Here is a 21,902-nt window from a genome sequence, read left to right on the forward strand (position 1 = left end):
TTTTTAAGTTTAATCTTCAAACTTCTTAAAAATACTCTTTATGAAACAAGCTCTTATTTTAGGTTTTGTGTTTTTCTTATCCGTTTCGTTTTCGTATGCGCAAAAATCAGCCGCTGCTTATCCTAATACCTACTGGAGCTCTGGTGGGGAATGGATTTTTTCAACGGGTGCGATAGACGGCTCCAATAATGTAATAAGATGGTCGCCCGTGATCAACCTTCAAAATTTCTTGAATTTTGATCAGTCTCAGAATTTTGGAACCTTTACTGGGATCAATTTGAGAAATGTTGGGTTTATTTATGATGAATCGGCTTCCGTGCGCAAAAAGATAAGAACCTATAACTTAGGCATTCCTGTAGGAGTTAAAATTGGAAATCTTGATAAAACTTTCTTTTTTCTTGGCTACGAGTTGGAGATGGCGCTGAATTATAAGGAAAAGACATTTGTAGATGAACGAAAGACTGACAAATTCAATATTTGGTTTAGTGATAGGGTGAACCTGTTTCAAAGTTCTTTTTTTGCAGGCATTAGCTTATCGAGTGGGACTAGTATTAAATTCAAATATTATCCAACCGGCTTTTTCAATCAAGATTTTACGGTTTCTGAAATGGGTCAAACCATCAGGCCTTACGAGAATTTTCAAGCCAATATTTTTTACATCTCTTTGAATTTTGATGTCTTCAACAAAGGGGAGTTCTCATTAGGTGATTGACCCGGTTTAGGTTTGCGGTTCAAGGGATTGAAAAGCCACTAGTGGTATTTTAAAGGATTGTAAAAAATAAAAAAGCCCCTGCAAAAATTTGATATGCAGGGGCTTTCACTTTTTTTAAGCAAGGCTTAATTCTTCAAATTAAAAGCGCTGATTTCTCCATTTCCTGACTGATAGTAAAGGTAGCCTTCGATATCATCTACTTCATAGACTGGCTTTTTGTCTTTGAGTACGATTTCTTTTTCGGTTTTACCAGTATCCTTGTTGACTTTGACAAGACCCACGCCGTCGCTGAGATCCGTCAAGATAAAACGCGCATTTTCCGTAGCCATGGTGGCTTTGAAGCGCTTGGTCATTTCTCCATAGGAAATGGAGGCAATATTCGAGAAGGTCTCCGCTGCTCGCGCATTGTCTCTTGCTCGCATCGCATCCGCACTGCTGTATTCGCCGATGTAATAGCTGTAGGTGGACTGAGAAGCTGCAGCAGCAGAAACAGTGGCTGAAGCGAGCGTCAAGGCTCCAAGCGCCACTTTGGCAAAAGTGCTTTGGCCGGGAGCTTTATGAAATACATGGTAATTTTCTTTTCCACTGCCGTCAAGCAGCATCATGTTTTGATCGGAGGCCAAAAAGATGCCTGAAGCTCGTGTTCCGATCTCATAGGGGCTTTCTTTTCCTTCAAATTTGAGCTTCGCAAAAGTGCTTACATCTCCGGTATTTTCATCGATGGCCAGAATTTCTTCGCCAGTGCTGATGAGGTAGCGACCTTTGGCTTTGTCGTAAGCACTCGATACAGAAGTAGCCTTCTTGTACTGAATTCCTTTTTTCCATTTGGCATCCCCGGTATTCAAATCAATAATATTGGCATCGGTATCGGTGATGTAGATCATGCCTTGAGGTGTGGTAGCCATGGTATGAATATTCGCACCGGTGTCAATGGGCTTTTTAAATAGAGGTGTACCGTCAAATTTGATTTTGTTGATTCCACCATCGGCCAAACCGAATAGGATTCCGTCTTCCATCACGTAAAAATGCTGCACATAGCCTTTGGTTTTGGGGGCTTTTTCCCATAAATCTTCTCCGCTTGAGGCATCTAAAAAGGCAATTTTAGATTCACCGCCACCTCCGATTTGACTCACTAGACTACTGCCCCCTTTGAAAACATCGCTCACTACAGCCAATCCTCCTGGAAGAATCTGAAAACGGGTGATGCTGCCTTTGATTTTTCGTTCTTTGTCCCAAAGAGCCTGCCCGTCTTTTCCAAATTTATGGATGCGGGTGTCTCCATTGCTGCGCTCTTCGAATCCATAGATTTCGATTCCGGTCTCATCGGCAATCATGCTGGTTAGGTTTTTCACGTCATTTTCCCAAATAATGCTCCCATTAGCCACATTGGCGCTGACTACCCCTTTGGTGGTGGGGACAAAAACCTGATCCTTGAGAAGGAAAGGAGCTCCCGAACTCATCGGAATGGCTGCCGCACTGCGGACTTTTCCCGCATTGGGATCTAAATTAGCAAAGCCTTCCTGCTTGCCTGTAGCCATGTCATAAATGCCTGCCGCCAGGATTTCGCCCTCGCTCTTTTCCCGGTTCCCTACGACGACGAGTTTGTTTTCGGGAAGAAAAATTTTGAGTTGGGCGATTTGCTTCCAGCCGTTTTCCTCAGTGACGAAAACTTTTTCACCCGTGATCACATCAATCACAGTTCGCTTGGAGTTTGCAAAGATGGTCCCCGGAATTTGGGATTTTCCTCCTTGGGTCAAAATCACATAGGGGCTGAGCGGAACCAATTCCATCTCCTCTTCTTTGATTTTGCCGTATTCTGCAAAGCTGAAATGGGGACTAGCAGCACCCGGACGGATGCCTACGAGGCCGCTGCTCCCGTTGATTAAAAGCACGCCGGCATCGGTAAGGGTCATTTTTTCGATTTTGCCTCCTATATCGTATTTGTGAGTAGGAGTGGTTTGTGCCCAGCTTACTGTGAAAAATAAGCAGCTAAGCCAAGTGAGTAATTGCTTTTTCATAAGAATTTGATTTGAAGGAAATCGCAGTTTGTCACAAAAACAGTTCAGCTTTCACTTACAAAAGAAGATCATCCCAAACTTGAATCTGCCACAGGCTGGATTTCATGCTAATTTGTGGGGTTGAGAAATGATTAAATTCAAGCTTAAAGTAAGCTGGGATAGGAAAGGAATTCCATACGCCATTTGCCCTATATTTCACTTCAGCAGTAGTCCTCGCGTAAGCAGTAGAGCCAAATTTTTTTTAATCTTTATTTGTTCCGTCCCAATTGAGGTCAAGGCTCATGTCCTAGGTAACCCAATAAAAGACCAGTCCCGTAATCAAAATACCGGGAGGAAGAAAAGTTGACAGGTTATCTGTCCTATGAACACGAATTACTTTGATACCGACGAAAGCCTTACCTCTGTTTTTGAGCTGGTCGGTAAATAGGCAGCCCATTCAGTAAGTATAGCCCTATAGGTAATTGATTTTACTTTTTTACAGATACAATTCCTTCTGTCAAGTTCAATTTTAACTAAAAAAAGCTATCACACCTGCTGGAGATGAGATAGCTTTTTATGTTTTGGAATCGTCTTTTCTATTCGAAAGTGGAGCCTGTTCGGAGGTGGATCACTGGTTTTGAGTATCCTCTTGTAAGCTGAGGTTGAGTTTTTTCGATTTCAAGGTGTCTGCCAGCCACTTTAGCAAAAAGAAAAGGATAAAGCCGTTCAGACTACTGCTCAGGGCTTCTTTGATTAGAAAGTCGATTTTAGCCGTTGAGTCCATGGTTTCTTGAATTTTGATAAAGTCATACAAGCCATGTACTAAGCTGATGATGGCTCCTATCAAAATAAGATAGAGGATTGCATAAAGCCATTTGAGATTGCCGAAGTTGAATTCAATTTTCATACGTTTTTAAATTTTTGTGTTTCACATTCTCTCCAAAGCATAAATTCAAAAATCTTTGACATCCATATTTCTAATTTTGGACCATGATTTTTCCGATATGCAGGATTGAATCTTGTTTTTACCTTGATAGAGATGCAAAAGTAGACCTGATAAATGGTGGGTTAATTGATCTATGTTAAGTTAATGTCTACCTTGTTTTCAAATAAATAATTGATTTTGAGGGAAAATATAGAAGAGGGTGCGGCAAATGAGAGAAAACACCTGGAGGCCGCCAGGAAGCTATTGTTTGATTATTTACCCTTGTCTGATTCGCAATGGGAGGTGTTTAAGCAGGGATTTAGGATCAGAAAGTATAAAAAAGGGGAATTCGTTCTGCGAGAGGGGGAAACGGAGCGTTTTCTTTCGATCGTGATTCAGGGGCTTACTCGCCATTTTGTACTTGTCCAAGGAGAAGAACACTCTTTTGACTTTTCTTTTCAGCATGAATTCAACTGTTCCTATTCTAGTTTTATCCAGCAAAAACCATCGAGGTTTTATATAGAAGCCTTGGATGATTGTATTTTGGCTTCTCTCCCCTATACATTTCTTCAGTCACTGTATGAGCAATTTCCTGAGAGCAATAAATTTGGGCGAACAGCAGTAGAGCAGTATTATATCTGGAGAGAGCAGCGAGAGCTCTCCCTGCTGACGGAGTCGGCCAGTGAACGCTATGAAAAGCTCATGCAGAAATATCCTGTTTATTTGGAACAGGTTCCCCTGAAATACTTGGCTTCCTATCTCAATATTAAGCCCGAATCATTGAGTAGGATTAGAAAAGGGCTCCTGCAAAAATAAGGATACCCTTCTTAACCTAGGTTAATTTAGGGCAGCTTGCCTTCTTTCAACTTTGCACCTGTAAATCAATCAAATCATTACAGGTATGAAAAATCTATCGTTTCGAAAAGTTTGTTTTCCCTTAGCTCTACTGATGACTTTAGGAGCCCAATCTCTAATTGCACAGGAAAATGGGGTTAAATCAAAAAGGCCCTATTCATCTCAGACCTATTTTAGTTTTGGGGCGGGTATGAGTTTCCTAAGTGGGACTCAGGATCAATTTTACCAAGATGGACACAGCAATGTGCAAATCGGTTTCATGAAAGAATTCCCTGCCACTCAAAGAGTCTCTTGGGTAGCCGGTTTGGAATTAGAGCGGCTTACCTATTCTTTAGATTTTTTTCCCGAAGAGGGAGAAGGAGGGAAAAGGTTTATTCCGGCTCCTGATGGAGTCAAGTACACTCGGATCTTTCAAAATAGTTTGAATCTGTCTGCTCAAACAAGAATTTATTTCAAGGATAATAGCAGTGAGCAAAGTTCAAATATTTTTCTTCAGGCTGGTTTTAGGGCGGGGTATAATTTAAGTACGACTTTTTCCTACAGAGAGTCGAGCGCTCAGGAAAGCATCAATTTGTCAGAAATTACTCAACCTATCAATTTGCAAGCAGAGTTTCTTCTAGGCTTCAAAGGAGCCTATTTTGATAAGCTAGCAATTCTAAATTCCTCCAGTTTTGGCCTAATTTATCAATTCAATAACCCCTGGAGTGCAGGAAATGTCGGCAATGTTAAACCCATCCATCTGACTTGGAGGTTTTTATTTTGAGAAAGTAGGGAATTGGCAATGCGCTGAGTCTGGAAGAGCAGAACGACCCGACTTTGGGACAGTACCTGGGGCAGTTTACCGACATGCAGGTACTGGACTTCAACCTGGGACTAGCATTGACCCATGCGAAGTACTATGTGAGCTACGGGATGCACCGGGTAAACGGGGGTAGAATCACCTCGGGGGATGTGTTTATGGACGGCTATCCGGCGAGCAAGATGCTTCAGGCGGGCTACAGGGAGCGCTTGAGTCCGAACATGGCCGTGATGGCCAATGCTTTCTACAGAACCCAGAAGAACCTGCCTGACCAGTTGGATATGAATCTAAAATTACTGCTGATGGACAGAATCTGGGTTGGCGGCGGTCACCGGCTGGACTATGCGAGCAATGTACAGTTTGGGATAGTGACCGATCGGCTGAGACTGGGCTACGTGTTTGAGTTTCCTGTGGCCCGCTCCTACCAGTTGCTGGGAAGAATCCATGAGTTTACAGCGGTGTTTAACCTCTTCCCCAAGGATGACAGAGACAAGCGGGATATTTTACCGACTTGGTAAAATTGATTTAGTTTTTGAATCGAAATTTTGAAACGCATTTTGAATATTTATCTTCATATTATTGGTGATGATTATCAAATAAAATTCGATTTGTTATCCGATAAGATGGTTTTAAATGTGTTTCTTAGATAAATAAACTGAATTTAGTTTCATGCTTATGATCAGACTATTCATGGGCAAGTGAGATGATCCGTCAAGCCTGATCGATATGATCATGTATAAGTGCTCGCAGAATTTTCTCAATGAGTTTATATATAAGCTTAAGAGAAGATGTTCTTTGTTAAAAACTCTTTAACTGAATTGTTTTCGCTTGGATTGACCCGTACATTCAATAGAATAGATACATGTATTATTTTTTATGATTTTTTCGGCGACTTCAATACTTTAAACAGAAAATAAACTGTAGCACTGATCACTAAAGCTTGGGTGAGGATAAGGAGAGTTAAGGCTAATGGATTCATTGGATGTTGATTTTACGTTTATGATTGGCATAAAATACCAGTAAGCAGATAAGGAGAAACAAACTAATCAATAGGGTTCTGGCAAAGTTAGAGTACCAGATTTTCTCCTCCAGAATCTGGCTTTCTTCCTGACTTTTACTCGCTGCTAATTGGATCTTGATATCGCTGTGGTAGAGCTTTTCTATAATAGAACTGGGATCGAGATTCCAGCCTTGACCACTGAAGAGCGATTGGATATTTCCTGCCCAATCGTTCCCCTCAGGCGTAATCAAAGCTCCCAAAAACACCATCAGCAAGAGTAAAGGCGTAATGTATTTGATGATAAATTTATACACCTGAGGTACCTTGATATCGGCTCCGGTTGTGATTTCGCTCCACCCTTTGTTTATTCCGAATACCCAAGCAAATAAAATGGATTCCATTAGGGCAAAGACCACCAAACTGACCGTTCCGGCCCAGTAATCGTATTCTTCAAATACGCCCTGCTGATAAAATAATACGGTAGGAAGTCCCATTATCAAGGCCAAGAGTCCGAAGGAATAGGCTCCTCTTTTTTTTCCCCAACCAAATTCATCCCTCATAAATCCCATCCATGGGGTTCCCATTGCCAAAGAGGAGGTAATACCTGCAAAGAACAATAGTCCAAACCAGGAAACTCCCGCAATAGCGGCAAAAACTTCACCCCACTGCTGGAAGAGAAAAGGCATCGTTTGAAAAGCCATTCCGAATCCGGCATTTTCTAAAACCCAATCAATCCCCAAATAGCCAGCAGCAATTGGGATAACGATGGCACTACCCAAAACTACCTCGACAAATTCATTCATAAATCCCGCCGAAACCGAATTAAGGGCAATGTCGTCTTTTGAGTTGAGATAGGCTGCATAGCATTGAATGGTACCCATGCCCACAGAAAGGGTAAAGAAAATCTGTCCGGCAGCCGCCAACCAAACCTTGGGATTGGTCAAGGAATCAAACTGCGGAGTCCATAGAAAATCAAATCCATCCCAAGCATTGGCATCGGGGAATTCGGCAGATCGTCCCGAATCACCCATTCGATAGGCAGTGACTGCCAAAAGAATCCCAAATAAAATCAGAAGGGGCATCCCGATTTTGGCTACTTTTTCGATTCCTCCCAGTCCTTTAGAAAGGATATAAATATTTATAAATAGCACCAATATGTAAAAAATCAAGGGCTCTAAAGGGATCCCAAGGGTGCTGCTTCCCAAGGAAATATACTCCTCAAAAAACAGGGCCACATCGGATTGAGACATTCCCTCAAATGTCCCCATCAAGGCATGAAGCACATAGGAGAAACTCCAGGATTCGATATAGGTATAGTAAGCCACCACACCGATGTTGGTGAAAATCCCAAATACACCGATGTATTTCCATACTGCCCGCTTGCCCATGCTATCAAGAATAAACGGAGTACTATGATTGCCGAATTTTCCTCCGTATCTGCCGGATGACCACTCGATGAATAGCAAGGGAATACCCAAGAGAAGAAAACAAACCAAATACGGAATGATGAAGGCGCCGCCACCGTTTTGGACAGCCTGAACAGGAAAACGAAGGAAGTTTCCCAAACCAACGGCGTTTCCTGCCATCGCAAGAATTAGCCCTAGCCTAGAGCCCCAGGCTTCTTTGGGCAAAGAGGTTTTTTCCATAAATTAATTGTGGTATTCAGAATTTTAAATGGGGTGCCTAGCATTGATAGAAAGCAGGCTAATCAATCAAAAAGTGTCTCTCAGAAATAAAAATGGAAAATGTGGAGTTGAGCCAAAATAGAATCAAAGCGATTTTTGGGGCTAAAATCATTTACTCGGATTTCCTGAAAGACCGCCCAGATTTTACGATACAACCAATCAACAGATTGACAGGCATCACCAAAAGACTGCTGATTTTTGTACACCCATGTAAAGGGATTGGAAGTGGGCAAATACCCCAATCCCGAATAGTTTGAATCCAAATAGGAAAGTGATATGTCAGCATGTTGATCGGCAAAATCATCCTGATTAGGATTACAAAAAAGACTTGCAATGAGCACTAAACCAAAGGCTAAGCTGATCAAATAAGGAGCTGATAACCTTAAGTCAAAGGGAGGACAAAAAGAAAACAAGTTCTTTATCATTCATCAAATTTCGATCAAAGCTATTGTAAAAATTCCATTGATTTTTTTAGCAGATAGGAATTTTTTTTCTCAGAAACGGCCTCATCATATCTCGGTTCTATTCCTGTCCAAATTGTGACCGAGAAAAGGTAAAAAAAGGGACGAAATCGAGCACGACCCAAAGCGACACACAGTGGAATGCCCCGATATATCGGGGATAATGTGCGAGATTCTCCCGAAGTTCGGGACAGGCTATCCCGATACTCGGGACAAGTTATGACCTTTGAAAATCAATTATAGACACATGAAAAGCATGATTCCGCCCCTTTTCTTAAAGGAAGTTTTTAGGATTCTCAACTCTCCAGATATCCGAATTTTCCTTCATTAAAATCCCGAAACGCCTCCATCAGTTCTGCACGGGTATTCATCACAAATGGTCCGTGGGCGGCAATAGGTTCGTTCAATGGTTCCCCACTAAGGATCAAGACCACTGATTTTTCCAGGGCTTTGAGGACAAATTCCTCTCCTTCATTTTTAAATAAAGCCAAGTGATCCGTCGGTATTTTTTCAGTTCCATTGACCTCGATTCTTCCTTCCAATACAAGAATTGAAGTGTTATGATCGGCGGGAATTTTGAATTTAACTTCTCCGTCTTTTTCTAATTTTGCGTTGAACATATTTAGCGGGCTGAAGGTACTGGCACTTCCGCTCGTTCCTGCATATTCCCCCGCAATCACCTCAACGATTCCCCCTTGATTGGGCAGGCTTACTTTGGCGATTGTATCATTTTCCAGAGCTTGGTACTTGGGCGGACTCATTTTGTCTTTAGCTGGGAGATTGACCCAGAGCTGGACCATCTGAAATTCGCCTCCTGTTTTACTCCATTCCCGCTCATGATACTCCTTGTGCAATACACCGCTGGCCGCTGTCATCCATTGGACTCCCCCTTCCCCGATGACCCCGCCACCGCCGGACGAATCATGATGCTCGACTTTTCCCTTGTAGGCAATGGTCACCGTTTCAAATCCACGATGCGGGTGAACGCCGACCCCTTTTGGGGTTTGACTGGGTGGAAAGTTGTACTTGGAATTGTAGTCAAGCATGATAAAAGGATCCATCCGCTTCATATCCAATCCGGGATAGCTCGGGATGAAATTATGCACCCGAAATCCATCTCCGACAAAATGCGGTGGATTGGGCTTGGCGATTAATTCGATTTGCTTGGTTGTCATATTTCCTCCTTTTTTATCCAAAGGTATAGCAGCGACATGCCCAAAACATTGATCTAGGTTAAGAAGCACCACGATGTCGGGCCGCAAGTTCTTTTCTAACGCGGCTGAGGCTTTCGGGAGTGATGCCCAAGTAGGAAGCAATGTGGGTCTGTGGGACCCGGAGAGTGAGATCAGGATAGGTCTGGATAAAGTCCAGGTAACGCTCTTCCGCCGTGGCGCTTTGTAGCAAAGTGATGCGTTTTTGGAGACGTTGGATATGTCGATGCAGGAGCAGATTGTTAAAGGCGATAAAACCATCATCTGTTTTGGAGAGCTTCATGATTAGGTCTTTGTTGATGAAAAATACCTCACTTGCTTCCACAGCTTCGATAGAATAGGAGGAGGGCTGGTCAAAATATTCGCTCTCCCGGTCGGCCATAAGCCAGTTTTCGGGAGCAAATTGGAGGATGTGTTCCTTGCCTTTTTTATCGACATGATATTGCTTGAGTAAGCCTTTTTCTACAAAAAATGAATGCTGGATTTTTTCTCCTGCACGAAGGAGAAAGGCTCCTTTGTTTACTTCTTTTCTGCTGCAATGGGAAAGAATCTTATCGATCAGTTCCTTATCCAATTCAGCATGGGAAGTCAGGTATCTTGTAAATCGGAATGGGCTCATAATGAAGTGAAATTACTGAAAATCTAGATAGAGGAATTAGAGACAATATTCTTTTGAGAGAATCAGATTTATGGCATTAATCCTTAACGTAAAAATACAGCTAAGCCCACCTAATAAAAGTTTCTGGTTTCTTGGCATATTCAGGTATAGTTTTCTTCCACTGTTTTTAAGAATAAGTAATTAGCTGTAAACGAGAGGTCTTAAATTTCTTATCAACACAAAAAACTTCCTGAAAAGAAAAAACTCTCTTAATAGTCAGTTAATAAGAGGATTGCAACTTGCCTTTTATGGTCTCAATCGTATCAATTTTATTGGGGATGATTCTCCTCGTTAACTCAGGTCAGGAGGTGCTTCCCTTAGATTTAGAAAAGTTGGAAAGAGCATCGGAAGAAAATCCGGTTCAGGCTTTCGAAACTTTGTCGGGGTATGTCTCTCCCTCGCTCGTTAAAAATAATAACATGATTATCCGTAATAACACCAGTAGCCTTATTTCCTTTGCTTATTAGGTTGGAAGACCGATGACGGAAGACCGAAGTTCCCTGAAATTGAACTTCCAGCCTTGTTTTAGGCCGTTCAATCTTCTTACTGGTAAGAAAGCGGATATACATAAATAATAATTTGATTTATGGCAGGATTCAATCCCTTAGAGGGAAAATACTCTTTGATTTTGGCTTATATCAGGAGTCGGTATCGGTACTATACGAAGCCGAATCGATTTTAAAAGAGGAGGCTGATCCCACATTTTTAGCAAGAAATCACAATTACTTGGGACTGGTTTATTATCGATTGAAAAATCCCCAAAAAGCACTGGAGAGGCACAATCAGGCCTTCGATATTTTTTGGTCCATTGGGGATTCTACGGGTATTGCATTGAGTAAAAACTTGATTGGAGGTATGTATGAAAAGCTAGGTTCTTTGTCTTCGGCTATTAATGAGCAAAAAGAAGCCTTGGCATTTATAGGTCAAAATCATGAACATGGAATAAAAGCGATGATTCTGGAGAGTCTAGGGAGTGTTTACGAAGATCTGGCTAACTATGATTCTGCAGAGTTTTATTTTTCAAAAGCACTAGAGCTAAACTTGGAATATCAGGAAAATATTCTTTTGGCAGGGAATTATAACAACCTGGGAGATGTAGAGAGAAAATCCGGGAAATTTCAAGAGGCACTGCCCTTTTATGAACTTGCTCTAAAGTGGGGTATTGAAGTGGGTAATCTCAGTCAACAGAAAAGTGCCTTGGTAGATCTAGCCAAGACTCATGCGGCGATGGGAGATCCTGAGTCGGCCTATATTCTTCTGGAAAGAGCGAGAGAATTGGATGATGAGATTTTTTCAAAGGATCTAGCCCGACAGATTACCGTACAGGAAATTCAATACGAAGTCAAAGAAAAAACAGCTCAGATAGCTCAATTTGTACAAGCCTCCCAATTTGAATCCAGAATCAGGGGATTATTGATCTTCTTACTTTTTTTGCTAAGCGGCATTGGTTTCTTGGTGTATAACCGTCAAAAATTGAAGCTATCGGGAAGTAGGGCGCTTTTAGAGGAGCAGGAAAAGCTGTTGGAATTAAAAGAACGGCTGATTCAATCGGAAAAAGAGAACATCAACCTATTGGAATCAAAAATGGCGGTGGAGGTGGAATCACAATCAAAGGCCCTAAGTGCACAGACACTTCACCTGATCGAGAAAAATCAAATGCTTGAGATTATCCGGCAGCGCTTATTTGCGAGTTTGGAAACCGATCCAAAAGAACAAAAAAAGCGAATCCGTAATTTGATCAAACAAATTGATCATAATTTTTCTCAGGATACCAATTGGGAGGATTTTAAAAGTAGCTTCGAAAAGGTACATCAGGATTTTTTTAAAACTCTTGGGAGAAGAGGAATTGAGTTGTCTCCAGCAGAAATGAAATTAGCGAGTTTAATCCGCATGAATTTGAGCTCTCAGGAAATTGCATCTACCCTCGGAATCTCGATGGATAGCCTTAGAATTTCACGCTATAGACTTCGGAAAAAAATAGGTCTTCCCAAAGGAGAAAGTCTACAGAGTTACATCCTTTGTATATGATTTACAATTTGTTAATCTAGCTTTAACAATTCATAAAATACTGAAAATTAGTATTTTATAATATATTTTTAACTTTTTGTTTGTGTTTTGTTAACGGTTTAGATTTCATTTGTTGCCTATTTGATAATGCATTTTTCTAGTCAAAAAAAATCCCTTGCCCTAATCTTGTCCCAAGAAAAAACTGAAAAAAAATGGATCAAAGATTACGGGCCTTGGCCACGGTAGGCTTAGCTTTTATCAGCCTTCAATGCACTACTTCCAATGAGAAAGAAGTCTTGACAAGTGAGACAAATTCAGAAAAAATTGAACCTGTAGTGATCACTGAGCAGGTCATCTATGATACGGATGATCCGGCGATTTGGATCAATAAAAATAATCCTGCTGAGAGTTTGATTGTTGGTACGGATAAGGATTCCTTGGGTGGGCTATATGTGTTTAATCTTCAGGGAAAAATTTTGGATTCCTTGGTGAGGAAGGGTATACAGCGTCCCAATAATGTTGACATTGGCTACGGTCTAAAAGTGGGAGAGCGTACCGTTGACTTTGCTGTCACCGGAGAGCGATTGACCTCAAGATTGAGGTTTTTTACGCTTCCTGATATGGAAGAAATCACCCCGGGTGGAATTGAGATTTATCAAGGAGAAACTGGACCGGAGTTTAGAGATTTGATGGGTGTGGCTGTATATCAAAGCCCGAAAGACGCTAAAACTTACATCATTGCCGGACGGAAAAATGGACCTACTGACGGTAGCTATCTGTGGCAATATGAGGTAATAGCTACTGAATCGGGGATAGCATTAGAGCTCGTGAGAAAATTTGGGAATTTTTCTGGTAAAAAGGAAATAGAAGCGATTGCAGTAGATGCAGAATTGGGCTTTATCTATTATTCTGATGAGGGCGCCGGTGTTCGGAAATATTATGCCGAGCCGGATATGGGAAATGAAGAGTTGGCATTTTTTGCTCAGGAAGGTTTTACGGATGACCATGAGGGGATTTCCATTTTTAAGAAGAATGCGACTACTGGATATATTCTGGTTTCGGATCAAGGTGCAGATTTGTTTCATGTATTTCCTCGTGAGGGTAGTGCCAATGATCCCCATGAGCATGCTCTACTCACCCAGCTCAAATTAAGCACGCTGTCAAGTGACGGTTCGGAAGTGACCCATTTTGCTTTAGGCGAGGACTATCCAAAAGGCATTTTTGTGGCTATGTCCGATGACAAGACCTTTCAGATTTATCGCATGGAAGATTTATTAAACAACATCGAAAAATAAATTTAATCAAATACAAGAATCATGAGAAAGTTAATGCTACTGCTAGTATCGCTGATGAGTATTTCCATTCTGGGGAATGCACAGGGCATTTTAAAAGGGAAGGTGATAGATGAGCAAAACTTATCTCTTCCCGGAGCGAGTGTATTGATCAAGGGAACTGCTAAAGGAACTACGACCAATCAAAATGGTGAGTTTTCCATTGTCAATTTGGACCCGGGACAGTACGAAATCTTAGTAAGTTATCTTGGCTATAGAAGTGCAGAACAACGAGTTGAAATCGAAGAAAACAAGACAGTTTTCCTTGAATTTGTAATGGAAGAAGGATCAATAGAGGGAGTGGAGATTGTGGTTTTTGGAGATCGATTGAAAGGGCAGGCTAAAGCTTTAAATCAACAGAAAAACAATGCGAACATCACCAATATTGTATCCGCAGATCAGATAGGTCGTTTTCCAGACGCTAATATCGGAGATGCACTCAAGCGAATTCCCGGTATCACTATGCAAAATGATCAAGGAGAGGCGAGAAACATAATTATCCGTGGAATGGCTCCGCAATTGAATTCGGTGACCCTCAATGGAGAGCGGATTCCATCTGCAGAGGGGGATAATAGAAATGTACAGATGGACTTAATTCCATCAGATATGATCCAAACAATAGAGGTAAACAAGGCAGTTTTGCCAAGTATGGATGCAGACGCGATTGGTGGTTCGGTTAATTTGGTTACAAGACAGGCCCCAAATGGGCTGAGGGTTTCCGGTACTGCTGCATCAGGAGTTAACTTGTTATCAAACAAACCTATTTGGACAGGAGGGTTGATTATTGGAAATCGCTTTTTGGACGATAAGCTAGGGATGATTTTTTCAGCCTCTTATAACAATCACAACTTTGGTTCCGATAATATCGAGGCAGTATGGTATAACTCAGACAATGGAGTAGCATTGGAAGAGTTTGATATACGAGAGTATCGCGTGCAGCGCGTAAGAAGATCAGCTTCTTTGGCCTTGGATTATGAATTCAATTCTAATCATAAGATTTATTTCTCGGGTATGTACAATCACAGGGACGACTGGGAAAATCGATTCAGGATGCGTGTCAGTCAGCTCGATGACTCGTTTGATGATGGGGACTTTACACAATCTTCTCCGGGTGTTTTTCAGACCCAAGGCCGCGTAGAATTCCAGACCAAAGGCGGATTGGATTCGGATCGTATCAAAGCTGCTAGATTGGAGGATCAGCGGGTCTATAACTTGACTATGGGGGGACATCATCTTTTTGATAAGTTAGTGATGGATTGGAGTCTGACCTACGCAAAAGCTTCGGAAGAAAGACCCAATGAGCGATACATTTCTTTCCGATCGAGTAGACAAGATGTCCTAGTGGATATTTCTAATCCCAGAAAGCCTTTGTCTCAGTTGATTAACCCTGCTGATAATTTTGGAATAGGCTTAAATGAGATTTCGGAGCAGTATAGCTATACTTCTGACCGTGATATCAATTCTAAAATTGACTTTAAATATCCTTATTCAAACAAAGGTATTTTACAATTTGGTGCGCGGTACAGAGGGAAAGCCAAAGACCGGAATAATAATTTCTTCGAATACGAGCCCGTAGATGAGGACGCCTTTGGAGCGACTTTAGGATCAGTTCCTAACTTTGACTATTCCGAACCTGGCTATTTAGCAGGCTCTCAGTATCAGATTGGAAATTTTGCGGATCCCCTGTTTTTGGGCAATCTCAACCTTTCTAACTCCAGTCTTTTTGAAGAAGGTGATCTTTTGGAAGAGTATATTTCGGGCAATTTCACCGCCAAAGAAACCATCACAGGTGCCTATGTCATGGCAGACCATCAGTTTTCTCAGAAGTTCTCTCTTATCGGAGGACTACGAATAGAAAATACCGCAATCACTTACAATGGAAATGTCTTTGATGTAGATAATGAAACTGTCTCTCCGGCGACTGGAGATCAAAATTACACCAATGTCATGCCTGGGCTTCATTTCAAATATGATATAAATGAGAATTCTGTTTTGAGGTTTGCTTGGAGTAATACCATCGCTAGACCAAATTATTTTGATCTAGTTCCTTATGCAGCATTCAGCCCTGAAGATGAAGAACTCGAAAGAGGTAATCCCAATTTGAGAGCAGCCACTGCAATGAATTTTGATTTGATGGCTGAGCGATATTATCAAAATGTGGGCTTGTTTTCTGCAGGAGCATTTTATAAAGACATTGATGATTTTGTCTATACGATCACCACTCAAGGGTTTAGTGACCCTCAGTTTGGAACTAACCTGCAGTATTCAAGGCCTGAAAATGGAGGTACCGCAAGTGTCTATGGATTGGAAACTTCTTTCCAAAGGCAATTATTCAAAAATATCGGATTGTATCTAAACTACACCTTTACGGAGTCTTCTACCACTGGAATAGAAGGAAGAGACAATGAAGACTTAGTTCTTCCAGGAACTGCTAAGCACATGTTCAATGCCTCACTTTCCTACGAAAATGAGCGTTTGGTAGTGAGGGTATCGCTTAATTATGCTTCTGATTATTTGGATGAATTGGGTGGAGAAGGCTTTGAAGATCGCTTTTATGATGAGCAAACCTTTCTTGACGTGAATGCTTCCTATGCAATCACACCGAAATGGAGAATTTTTGCAGAGGGAAACAACTTGACCAATCAGCCGCTGAGATATTATCAAGGTATTCAGGCAAGAACGATGCAGGCGGAATATTACAATGCCCGATTCAATTTCGGTCTTAAATTCGACTTGTTTAGATAGTTTGCCTCATTTGGCAACCATTAAATTACCCGGGGAATTGATTCATTCTCCGGGTTTTTTTCTTGCAAAAAATCAAGCCTTCCCACTTGAAATTCTTTACTTGGCTTTATGCTATTATCTTTGGATAAAATTTTACCTGAGTGAGTTTATGTTTGATAGCCCCGATTTTCCCCTTTCCCTTGAAGAATCACGATTTGAATCCTGGTTGGAAAAGGGCCGCGAGAGCAAGATTTCTTACGCCTATTTATTAGTGATTTGGGATGAGTTTGAGGGGGAATACTTGCCGGTTTTTGTACAAACTCGATCAGAAATCCAAAGCTATCCCCGCTATGGGACAAGTCCCGAGCGGCAAATGCTGGTAGCGGCTTATGATTTGTATTCGGAGTCTAGGGTGATGTAGGTATCCTCATATGCTAAACATCGCCGAGCTTTTTCAAATGAACCGATCGGCTCAAGCAGTAGCTATTTTTGCTCTAATTTTTACCTGCCAATTTTTCGATCTATAATTTCATAGACGAATCGCTCGGGCTACAGCAGCAGCCATGATTCCCAATCCTTCTGTATTAGGATGCACACCATCGGGAAGGAGTTCGGCTTTATCCATTAGCGGTGTGTAGAGATCGATTAATTCGGCACCGCTTGATCTCGCGATATCCATGATCATCATCCGCTGTTCGTTGTTCATGACTTCGGCAGTGATCCCGAAATTATCCTTGGTCACCGGTACCGGCATGACTACGTAGACTTTGCCATCGGCAGGCATAGTTTCCCGAAAGGCTGCGATCATATCTAAGTAATCCTTTCTAAATTCAGTCTTGTAGGTCCAGTTTTGAGGCTTGGAGTCATTAGTGCCCAGCATGATTACCAAAATGTCTGGAGCAAAGCCTTTGACCTCCTCAAATTGGGGTTCATTCCAATAGGGGAAATCTCCTTTCTTCAATAGCGTCCTTCCGCTTACACCAAAGTTTTTGACATCATAAGCCTCTCCCAGGATTTCCTGCATTTGTAGGGGATAGCTATCAGGATGATCTCGTCCGGGACCTTGGGTGATGGAGTTTCCGACACAGGCTATTTTTATTGGCTTTTGGGAAAAAGCAGCAGATGTAATTAAGACTCCAAGCAAAAGGGTAAACAAGGTTTTCATAGGTTTGGGGGTTTATTGATTTCTAAAATAGAAATTTTTGTCCAGTAAAAAATCCTTGTTTCCAGAAATAGCAGGCTATTTTTACAAGATGCATTCCTTGAAAAAAATTCTTTCTTTGATTTCTTGGCTATCTATCGATGTGGTGGTAGGTGCCATGGCGGGAATGTTGTTTTTTTCATATCTCCTTCATGTAAATTTAGCATGGCCTGCGTACTCACTTTTGGCTTTGGCAGTTTGGTGCATTTATAACCTAGACCATTATCTTGATGCTCGAAAAGTGGAGCTTAATTCCCCTCGTCGATTATTTCATCAAAATGCCAATAGGGTAATTCTGGTCTTTATCGGGCTTTTTGGAATCCTTGGTTTGCTTGGGGGCTATTGGTGGTTTGGTTGGGGATTAGAGCTACAATTGACACTAGCTTTAGCCGCTTTGATTGTAGGTGTTCGCTTCATCATTTGGCACTTTGGCAAAGGCTGGATGAAGGAATTTTCCATCGCCCTATTTTATGTTATTGGCATTTCTTGGCTTCCTTTTTTGAGGTCGAGTTTTTTGGACAGGACCTATTGGTTTCTTGTCTTTTTTGGATTGTACTTGGGCTTGGCCTTGCTGAATTTACTGATACTGTCTCAGCTCGATTCGGAGGAGGATCAGAAGGCCGGTTTTTTTGCCGCAACTAGAAATAATTCTATTTCTACACTGAGTAAATGGACTGACTATTTAAGTTGGGGATTGATTGGGGTTTGCCTCTTGCTTTTTATGCTAAGCCCTTCATTTTATAAGATTTTTATTGCGCTGATTTTGATGATGACACTAGTGCATTGGATGGTTTTTAGACAGAAAGTAAAAGACGAGGAAAAACAGCGATTCGTAATGGAGTGGGCTTTTTCCATTCCTTGGGTGTTGCTTTTGTTTTAAGGTTGGGGGGTTATCAGCCTGAAGTATTTTCAAAGCGCAGTAAACCTAGTCTCAAGTGCTTCGGTCCCTTCGGGAAAGGAGGGCACTTACGGGACTAGGAGTGAAATGGGTATCTCCAATCTACACAAAGGCGCTATGTCCTGTGATAGCTCTTCCTACGATTAGAGAGTTGATTTCTTTGGTTCCTTCATAGCTATAGACTGCCTCGGCATCGGCTACAAATCGCGCGATATCATACTCTAGCAAAATCCCGTTTCCACCAAACAATTCTCTCGCTTGATCTACAATAGATCGCATTCTGAGTGTACAAAAAACCTTGGCTAAGGAAGCATGTTCATCTTTCAATTCTCCCTCGTCTTGCATCTCCGAAAGTCTAAAAACCATCGTCTGCATGGCAGTCAAATCGCCAAGCATGGTAACGAGGAGGTCTTGAACCAGCTGAAAAGAGGCAATCTGTCTCCCGAATTGTCTACGCTCATTAGTATAGGCTAATGCCAATTCATAAGCTCCTCGGGCGCAACCTACCGCTTGCCAGGCTACACCGGCACGAGTCATCCGTAGGACTTTGGCCGTATCTCGGAAGGAATTGGCTTCCTGCAGGCGATCTGATTCAGCCACTTCACAATTGCTCAGCGTAATCAATGCGTTTTGGACGGTTCGGAGGGCCATTTTATCTTCCATCTTTTCCGCTTTGAAACCGGGATTTTCTTTGCGGACAATAAATCCTTTGACCTGCTGATCGTCTAAATCACGGGCCCAAATGATAGTAATATCGGAGAAAGTAGCATTTCCGATCCATTTCTTTTGTCCATTTAAAATCCAGGAATCACCCTCCCGCTTGCAGGTAGTGGTCAGTCCACCGGCTACTCCGGAACCCACCTCCGGCTCGGTCAGTCCGAAGGCTCCGATTTTTTCGAGCTTTTGCATTTTGGGGAGCCACTCTTTTTTCTGTTCTTCTGATCCGCAGAGGTAAATGGAACCCATAGCCAAGCCACTCTGAACCCCAAAAAAGGTAGAAATCGAGGTGTCAATTCGTGCCATTTCCATAGCAATGAAGCCTTCTAGCAAAAAAGAATGTCCTGGGCAGCCGTATCCTTGGTAAGTCAATCCCGCAATATCGAGCTCAGCCATTTTTGGAATGATTTGCATGGGAAATTCGGCTCGGTTCCAATAGTGATTGGCGATAGGTTTGATCTCCCGTTCCATAAACTCGCGTACCCGGAGCTGGATATCACGCTCGTGCTTGGGTAGACTTTTCCCCAATTCATAAAAATCTCCATTGATGGGAGGAATCTCTTTGGGTTTTCCCCCTCCCTTGAGCATGCCCATCATTTTGGAAAGGTCTTCTTCACTCATCTGTGATACCAGCCCGACCATTTTGGAGAGATCGACCTTCTGAGAAAGTTTAGATATCTGATCCAAGTCCACTGATTTTAAAAGCTGTCTGATTCCTGCGATGTTTTTAAAAAGATTTTTCATGTTGTATCTAGGGGATTATTACCGAACATTTAGTAAAGTGAAAGATCGTTATCGCCTTTTGGCACCTTTTTATACCAAGATTTCCCAATTGGTTTTTGGAGATGTCATCCATCAGGCGACGACTTGTTATCTTTCTAAGATACCAAAGAAATCGGTAATTATAATCGGGGGAGGAGATGGTAATCATTTCCGAGAAATTCAGAATGAATTAGAAGGAGAATATTGGGAGCTTTCCTCCAGTATGCTAAAAAGAGCTCAAAAAAACCTCTCTGAAAGCCAGTTGACTTTTCATTTGGGAGAATTCAAAAGTCAGGAAAAAGTATCCTGTGTGATTTTTCCCTTTGTGCTGGACACAGTTCCAGATGATGAAATCGAGCAGCTTCTGATGGATGTTTCTCACAATTTGGAAAAAGGTGGAATCCTGCTGCTATCAGATTTTTTCAGAAAGGCGGGGTTTTTCCACGATTTTATGACTGGATTGATGATTAGAATCTTCCGGGTCCTGACAGCACATAAAAGGAAAGATTTGCCTGATTATTCAAAGTTCTTGAGTCAACATGGTTTTGAATTGACCGCAGAAAAGCAATTTAAAAAAGGCTGGATCCGATCTCAACTTTGGGAGAAAAATTAAAGACGGGCCGTGGTGATAATCTGCCGAATAAGCTCATCAAAATAGTACCCATTTCCAGGCCCGAACCAGTTCATTTCCCGGACTTCATGGTAATGCTCATCATAGAGTTCGTCTGGGGTGATGTATCCGATATAGCCTCCATTGAAAGTAGTAATCAGTAGATTGAGCCCTTTTTCCTCTGCTAGTTGCTCCCATTTTTGATAAAACACCCCCGAAATCTCTCCACTTGAGGAAATGATCAGGGTATTACCCAGCAGGGTGATATCAAAATGAGGGTTGGTTTCACCGAGTAATTTTTCAAAAAGCCAAGGTCGGATTCGGATATTGTCGGAGATTCTCAGATGGGGCTCCCGTAGCCCGATGGCCAAAGTTCCTGTTTTAATCCTTGGATTTTTTATCGTGGCAAACTTGGTCATTTTCAGTCGTGTCAATGAATCAAGGGAGCGGGCATAAGCCCGAATGTCCTCTGGCGAATTTCCCATTGGCATGGGTCTATGAGATCCCACAGTTCCTGCTGCATAGATGCTGAATTCATATTCTTCCTGTTCCAACTCTTGCATGAGGTAAAAAGGATAATCTCCCGATAGTCCCATAAATTTGGAGCTCAGACAGGTGGCATGCGCCGAATAGGTGAGCAGCGTGGCCTTTTTCCCAGATTTTTTGGTAAAAATAAGCTGGCGCACATAAGGGTCGAAAGGACCATCTTTCACAAAGCGATTGGAAACGAGCGTGCCGGCATCTGATTTTCGGAAACTGAGGGATACGGTATCGAGAGATGATTGAGCTTCTTTAAGCGCTACAATACTTTTTTCAGAGATCAAATCCACGATCTTTTGATCAAATCCTCCAAAAGCAAATTCACCCAAAGGACCTGGCATGTAGCCACCTATTCCGGAGTGGGTATGTGTGGCGGTGAAATGCAATTGGTTGATTTCTGGGAAATCCCGCTGAACTCTTTGAGTTATCGCTTCAGCTAGAACTGGATGAACAATCAAAAGCTCGAAATTCAACCAAGCGATTTGCTGAATCCCGTTTCCAAGAATAATGCTTTTAACAAAGCTGCTGTCTTCTACAAATTCATACTCTCCCCGTGGCGCATAGCCGACGAGTTGGGCAGGATTTTTCGGAGTCATATTGGCTTTGCCCCAACCTGCCAGCCAAGCCTCACCTTTCCCGTCTTCGAAGGCTAGATTTTCCAAATTGGCGAATGTTTCCCCATAGAAATCCTGCTCGGAGATGGGGCTTCGGTCCACTTTTTTCAAGGTAAAAAGTGCCACTAGTATCAAAAATAGAAAGATCCCAAGTAGGACCTTTCCAAAAGTAAAAAATGTGGATTTCCAGGCCAT

Annotated in this window: 20 protein-coding genes; 11 read left to right on the plus strand and 9 right to left on the minus strand. The window is 42.0% G+C overall.

What is annotated here, in order from left to right; all coding sequences use genetic code 11:
* Positions 1–40: 40 nt before the first annotated feature.
* Entirely contained in the window at positions 41–712 is a 672-nt protein-coding gene (locus tag BLQ57_RS13285) for a hypothetical protein (RefSeq protein WP_087939996.1), read from the plus strand.
* A 125-nt stretch (positions 713–837) separates the two neighbouring features.
* Here BLQ57_RS13285 and BLQ57_RS13290 read toward each other — a convergent pair whose 3' ends face one another.
* Together BLQ57_RS13290 and BLQ57_RS13295 are read right to left on the minus strand one after the other, a co-directional pair.
* Positions 838–2,730 carry an outer membrane protein assembly factor BamB family protein gene (locus tag BLQ57_RS13290; protein ID WP_087939997.1) on the minus strand — a complete coding sequence of 631 codons (1,893 nt, stop codon included), beginning with the start codon at positions 2,728–2,730 and terminating at the stop codon, positions 838–840.
* Between the two features lie 607 nt (positions 2,731–3,337).
* Positions 3,338–3,616: a hypothetical protein gene (locus tag BLQ57_RS13295; protein WP_087939998.1), complete on the minus strand. Its 279-nt coding sequence runs from the start codon at positions 3,614–3,616 to the stop codon at positions 3,338–3,340.
* Positions 3,617–3,832: 216 nt separating this feature from the next.
* Here BLQ57_RS13295 and BLQ57_RS13300 point away from each other — a divergent pair, with 216 nt between their 5' ends.
* The 3 genes from BLQ57_RS13300 (at position 3,833) to BLQ57_RS13310 (ending at position 5,806) form a co-directional block, all read left to right on the plus strand.
* Positions 3,833–4,450, plus strand: coding sequence for a Crp/Fnr family transcriptional regulator (locus BLQ57_RS13300; protein ID WP_169712756.1), 618 nt, complete (start codon positions 3,833–3,835; stop codon positions 4,448–4,450).
* 85 nt (positions 4,451–4,535) lie between these two features.
* Positions 4,536–5,252 (plus strand): outer membrane beta-barrel protein, encoded by a 717-nt coding sequence (locus BLQ57_RS13305; protein ID WP_087940000.1) that lies wholly within the window; start codon positions 4,536–4,538, stop codon positions 5,250–5,252.
* Positions 5,253–5,281: 29 nt separating this feature from the next.
* Entirely contained in the window at positions 5,282–5,806 is a 525-nt protein-coding gene (locus BLQ57_RS13310) for a PorP/SprF family type IX secretion system membrane protein (protein WP_262481080.1), read from the plus strand.
* Between the two features lie 457 nt (positions 5,807–6,263).
* On the opposite strand, the gene BLQ57_RS13315 is transcribed toward BLQ57_RS13310, so the two are convergent.
* The 4 genes from BLQ57_RS13315 to BLQ57_RS13330 form a co-directional block, all read right to left on the minus strand.
* Positions 6,264–7,934, minus strand: a complete 1,671-nt coding sequence (locus BLQ57_RS13315) for a sodium-dependent transporter (RefSeq protein WP_087940002.1) — start codon at positions 7,932–7,934, stop codon at positions 6,264–6,266.
* Positions 7,935–8,014: 80 nt separating this feature from the next.
* Positions 8,015–8,398: a hypothetical protein gene (locus tag BLQ57_RS13320; protein ID WP_087940003.1), complete on the minus strand. Its 384-nt coding sequence runs from the start codon at positions 8,396–8,398 to the stop codon at positions 8,015–8,017.
* 332 nt (positions 8,399–8,730) lie between these two features.
* Positions 8,731–9,609, minus strand: a complete 879-nt coding sequence (locus tag BLQ57_RS13325) for a pirin family protein (RefSeq protein ID WP_087940018.1) — start codon at positions 9,607–9,609, stop codon at positions 8,731–8,733.
* Between the two features lie 58 nt (positions 9,610–9,667).
* On the minus strand, positions 9,668–10,264 hold the full coding sequence (locus BLQ57_RS13330) for a Crp/Fnr family transcriptional regulator (protein ID WP_087940004.1): 597 nt from the start codon (positions 10,262–10,264) through the stop codon (positions 9,668–9,670).
* Between the two features lie 287 nt (positions 10,265–10,551).
* Here BLQ57_RS13330 and BLQ57_RS13335 point away from each other — a divergent pair, with 287 nt between their 5' ends.
* The 5 genes from BLQ57_RS13335 (at position 10,552) to BLQ57_RS21615 (ending at position 16,786) form a co-directional block, all read left to right on the plus strand.
* Positions 10,552–10,770, plus strand: coding sequence for a hypothetical protein (locus BLQ57_RS13335; RefSeq protein WP_139162735.1), 219 nt, complete (start codon positions 10,552–10,554; stop codon positions 10,768–10,770).
* A gap of 112 nt (positions 10,771–10,882) precedes the next feature.
* Positions 10,883–12,331: a tetratricopeptide repeat protein gene (locus BLQ57_RS13340; RefSeq protein WP_087940006.1), complete on the plus strand. Its 1,449-nt coding sequence runs from the start codon at positions 10,883–10,885 to the stop codon at positions 12,329–12,331.
* A 191-nt stretch (positions 12,332–12,522) separates the two neighbouring features.
* The gene (locus BLQ57_RS13345) at positions 12,523–13,605 is read left to right on the plus strand and encodes a phytase (protein WP_087940007.1); all 1,083 of its coding nucleotides are present in this window, start codon (positions 12,523–12,525) and stop codon (positions 13,603–13,605) included.
* A 21-nt stretch (positions 13,606–13,626) separates the two neighbouring features.
* Positions 13,627–16,386, plus strand: a complete 2,760-nt coding sequence (locus tag BLQ57_RS13350; RefSeq protein WP_087940008.1) for a TonB-dependent receptor — start codon at positions 13,627–13,629, stop codon at positions 16,384–16,386.
* A gap of 10 nt (positions 16,387–16,396) precedes the next feature.
* Positions 16,397–16,786 carry a hypothetical protein gene (locus BLQ57_RS21615; protein WP_317042232.1) on the plus strand — a complete coding sequence of 130 codons (390 nt, stop codon included), beginning with the start codon at positions 16,397–16,399 and terminating at the stop codon, positions 16,784–16,786.
* A 108-nt stretch (positions 16,787–16,894) separates the two neighbouring features.
* Here the strand turns inward: BLQ57_RS21615 and BLQ57_RS13360 are convergent, their stop codons facing one another.
* Positions 16,895–17,530, minus strand: a complete 636-nt coding sequence (locus tag BLQ57_RS13360; protein ID WP_087940009.1) for a GDSL-type esterase/lipase family protein — start codon at positions 17,528–17,530, stop codon at positions 16,895–16,897.
* A gap of 55 nt (positions 17,531–17,585) precedes the next feature.
* Between BLQ57_RS13360 and BLQ57_RS13365 the strand changes: the two genes are divergently transcribed.
* Positions 17,586–18,446 carry a hypothetical protein gene (locus tag BLQ57_RS13365; RefSeq protein ID WP_087940010.1) on the plus strand — a complete coding sequence of 287 codons (861 nt, stop codon included), beginning with the start codon at positions 17,586–17,588 and terminating at the stop codon, positions 18,444–18,446.
* Positions 18,447–18,566: 120 nt separating this feature from the next.
* On the opposite strand, the gene BLQ57_RS13370 is transcribed toward BLQ57_RS13365, so the two are convergent.
* A complete protein-coding gene (locus BLQ57_RS13370; RefSeq protein WP_087940011.1) occupies positions 18,567–19,925 on the minus strand; it encodes an acyl-CoA dehydrogenase family protein in 1,359 nt (452 codons plus the stop codon).
* Between BLQ57_RS13370 and BLQ57_RS13375 the strand changes: the two genes are divergently transcribed.
* A complete protein-coding gene (locus BLQ57_RS13375) occupies positions 19,924–20,556 on the plus strand; it encodes a class I SAM-dependent methyltransferase (protein WP_169712757.1) in 633 nt (210 codons plus the stop codon). The two genes, BLQ57_RS13370 and BLQ57_RS13375, sit on opposite strands and share 2 nt — an antisense overlap.
* Here the strand turns inward: BLQ57_RS13375 and BLQ57_RS13380 are convergent.
* A complete protein-coding gene (locus BLQ57_RS13380) occupies positions 20,553–21,902 on the minus strand; it encodes a neutral/alkaline non-lysosomal ceramidase N-terminal domain-containing protein (RefSeq protein WP_087940013.1) in 1,350 nt (449 codons plus the stop codon). The two genes, BLQ57_RS13375 and BLQ57_RS13380, sit on opposite strands and share 4 nt — an antisense overlap.

The organism is Algoriphagus faecimaris (assembly GCF_900101705.1).
Taxonomy (GTDB): domain Bacteria; phylum Bacteroidota; class Bacteroidia; order Cytophagales; family Cyclobacteriaceae; genus Algoriphagus; species Algoriphagus faecimaris.

Excerpts from the sequence above, each read along its gene's own strand:
- BLQ57_RS13320 (WP_087940003.1), bottom strand. The coding sequence starts at position 8,398 with ATGATAAAGAACTTGTTTTCTTTTTGTCCTCCCTTTGACTTAAGGTTA.
- BLQ57_RS13315 (WP_087940002.1), bottom strand. The coding sequence starts at position 7,934 with ATGGAAAAAACCTCTTTGCCCAAAGAAGCCTGGGGCTCTAGGCTAGGG.
- BLQ57_RS13380 (WP_087940013.1), bottom strand. The coding sequence starts at position 21,902 with ATGGCCTGGAAATCCACATTTTTTACTTTTGGAAAGGTCCTACTTGGG.
- BLQ57_RS13350 (WP_087940008.1), top strand. The coding sequence starts at position 13,627 with ATGAGAAAGTTAATGCTACTGCTAGTATCGCTGATGAGTATTTCCATT.
- BLQ57_RS13330 (WP_087940004.1), bottom strand. The coding sequence starts at position 10,264 with ATGAGCCCATTCCGATTTACAAGATACCTGACTTCCCATGCTGAATTG.
- BLQ57_RS13375 (WP_169712757.1), top strand. The coding sequence starts at position 19,924 with ATGTTGTATCTAGGGGATTATTACCGAACATTTAGTAAAGTGAAAGAT.
- BLQ57_RS13295 (WP_087939998.1), bottom strand. The coding sequence starts at position 3,616 with ATGAAAATTGAATTCAACTTCGGCAATCTCAAATGGCTTTATGCAATC.
- BLQ57_RS13335 (WP_139162735.1), top strand. The coding sequence starts at position 10,552 with ATGGTCTCAATCGTATCAATTTTATTGGGGATGATTCTCCTCGTTAAC.
- BLQ57_RS13305 (WP_087940000.1), top strand. The coding sequence starts at position 4,536 with ATGAAAAATCTATCGTTTCGAAAAGTTTGTTTTCCCTTAGCTCTACTG.
- BLQ57_RS13285 (WP_087939996.1), top strand. The coding sequence starts at position 41 with ATGAAACAAGCTCTTATTTTAGGTTTTGTGTTTTTCTTATCCGTTTCG.
- BLQ57_RS13370 (WP_087940011.1), bottom strand. The coding sequence starts at position 19,925 with ATGAAAAATCTTTTTAAAAACATCGCAGGAATCAGACAGCTTTTAAAA.
- BLQ57_RS13360 (WP_087940009.1), bottom strand. The coding sequence starts at position 17,530 with ATGAAAACCTTGTTTACCCTTTTGCTTGGAGTCTTAATTACATCTGCT.
- BLQ57_RS13345 (WP_087940007.1), top strand. The coding sequence starts at position 12,523 with ATGGATCAAAGATTACGGGCCTTGGCCACGGTAGGCTTAGCTTTTATC.
- BLQ57_RS13325 (WP_087940018.1), bottom strand. The coding sequence starts at position 9,609 with ATGACAACCAAGCAAATCGAATTAATCGCCAAGCCCAATCCACCGCAT.
- BLQ57_RS13290 (WP_087939997.1), bottom strand. The coding sequence starts at position 2,730 with ATGAAAAAGCAATTACTCACTTGGCTTAGCTGCTTATTTTTCACAGTA.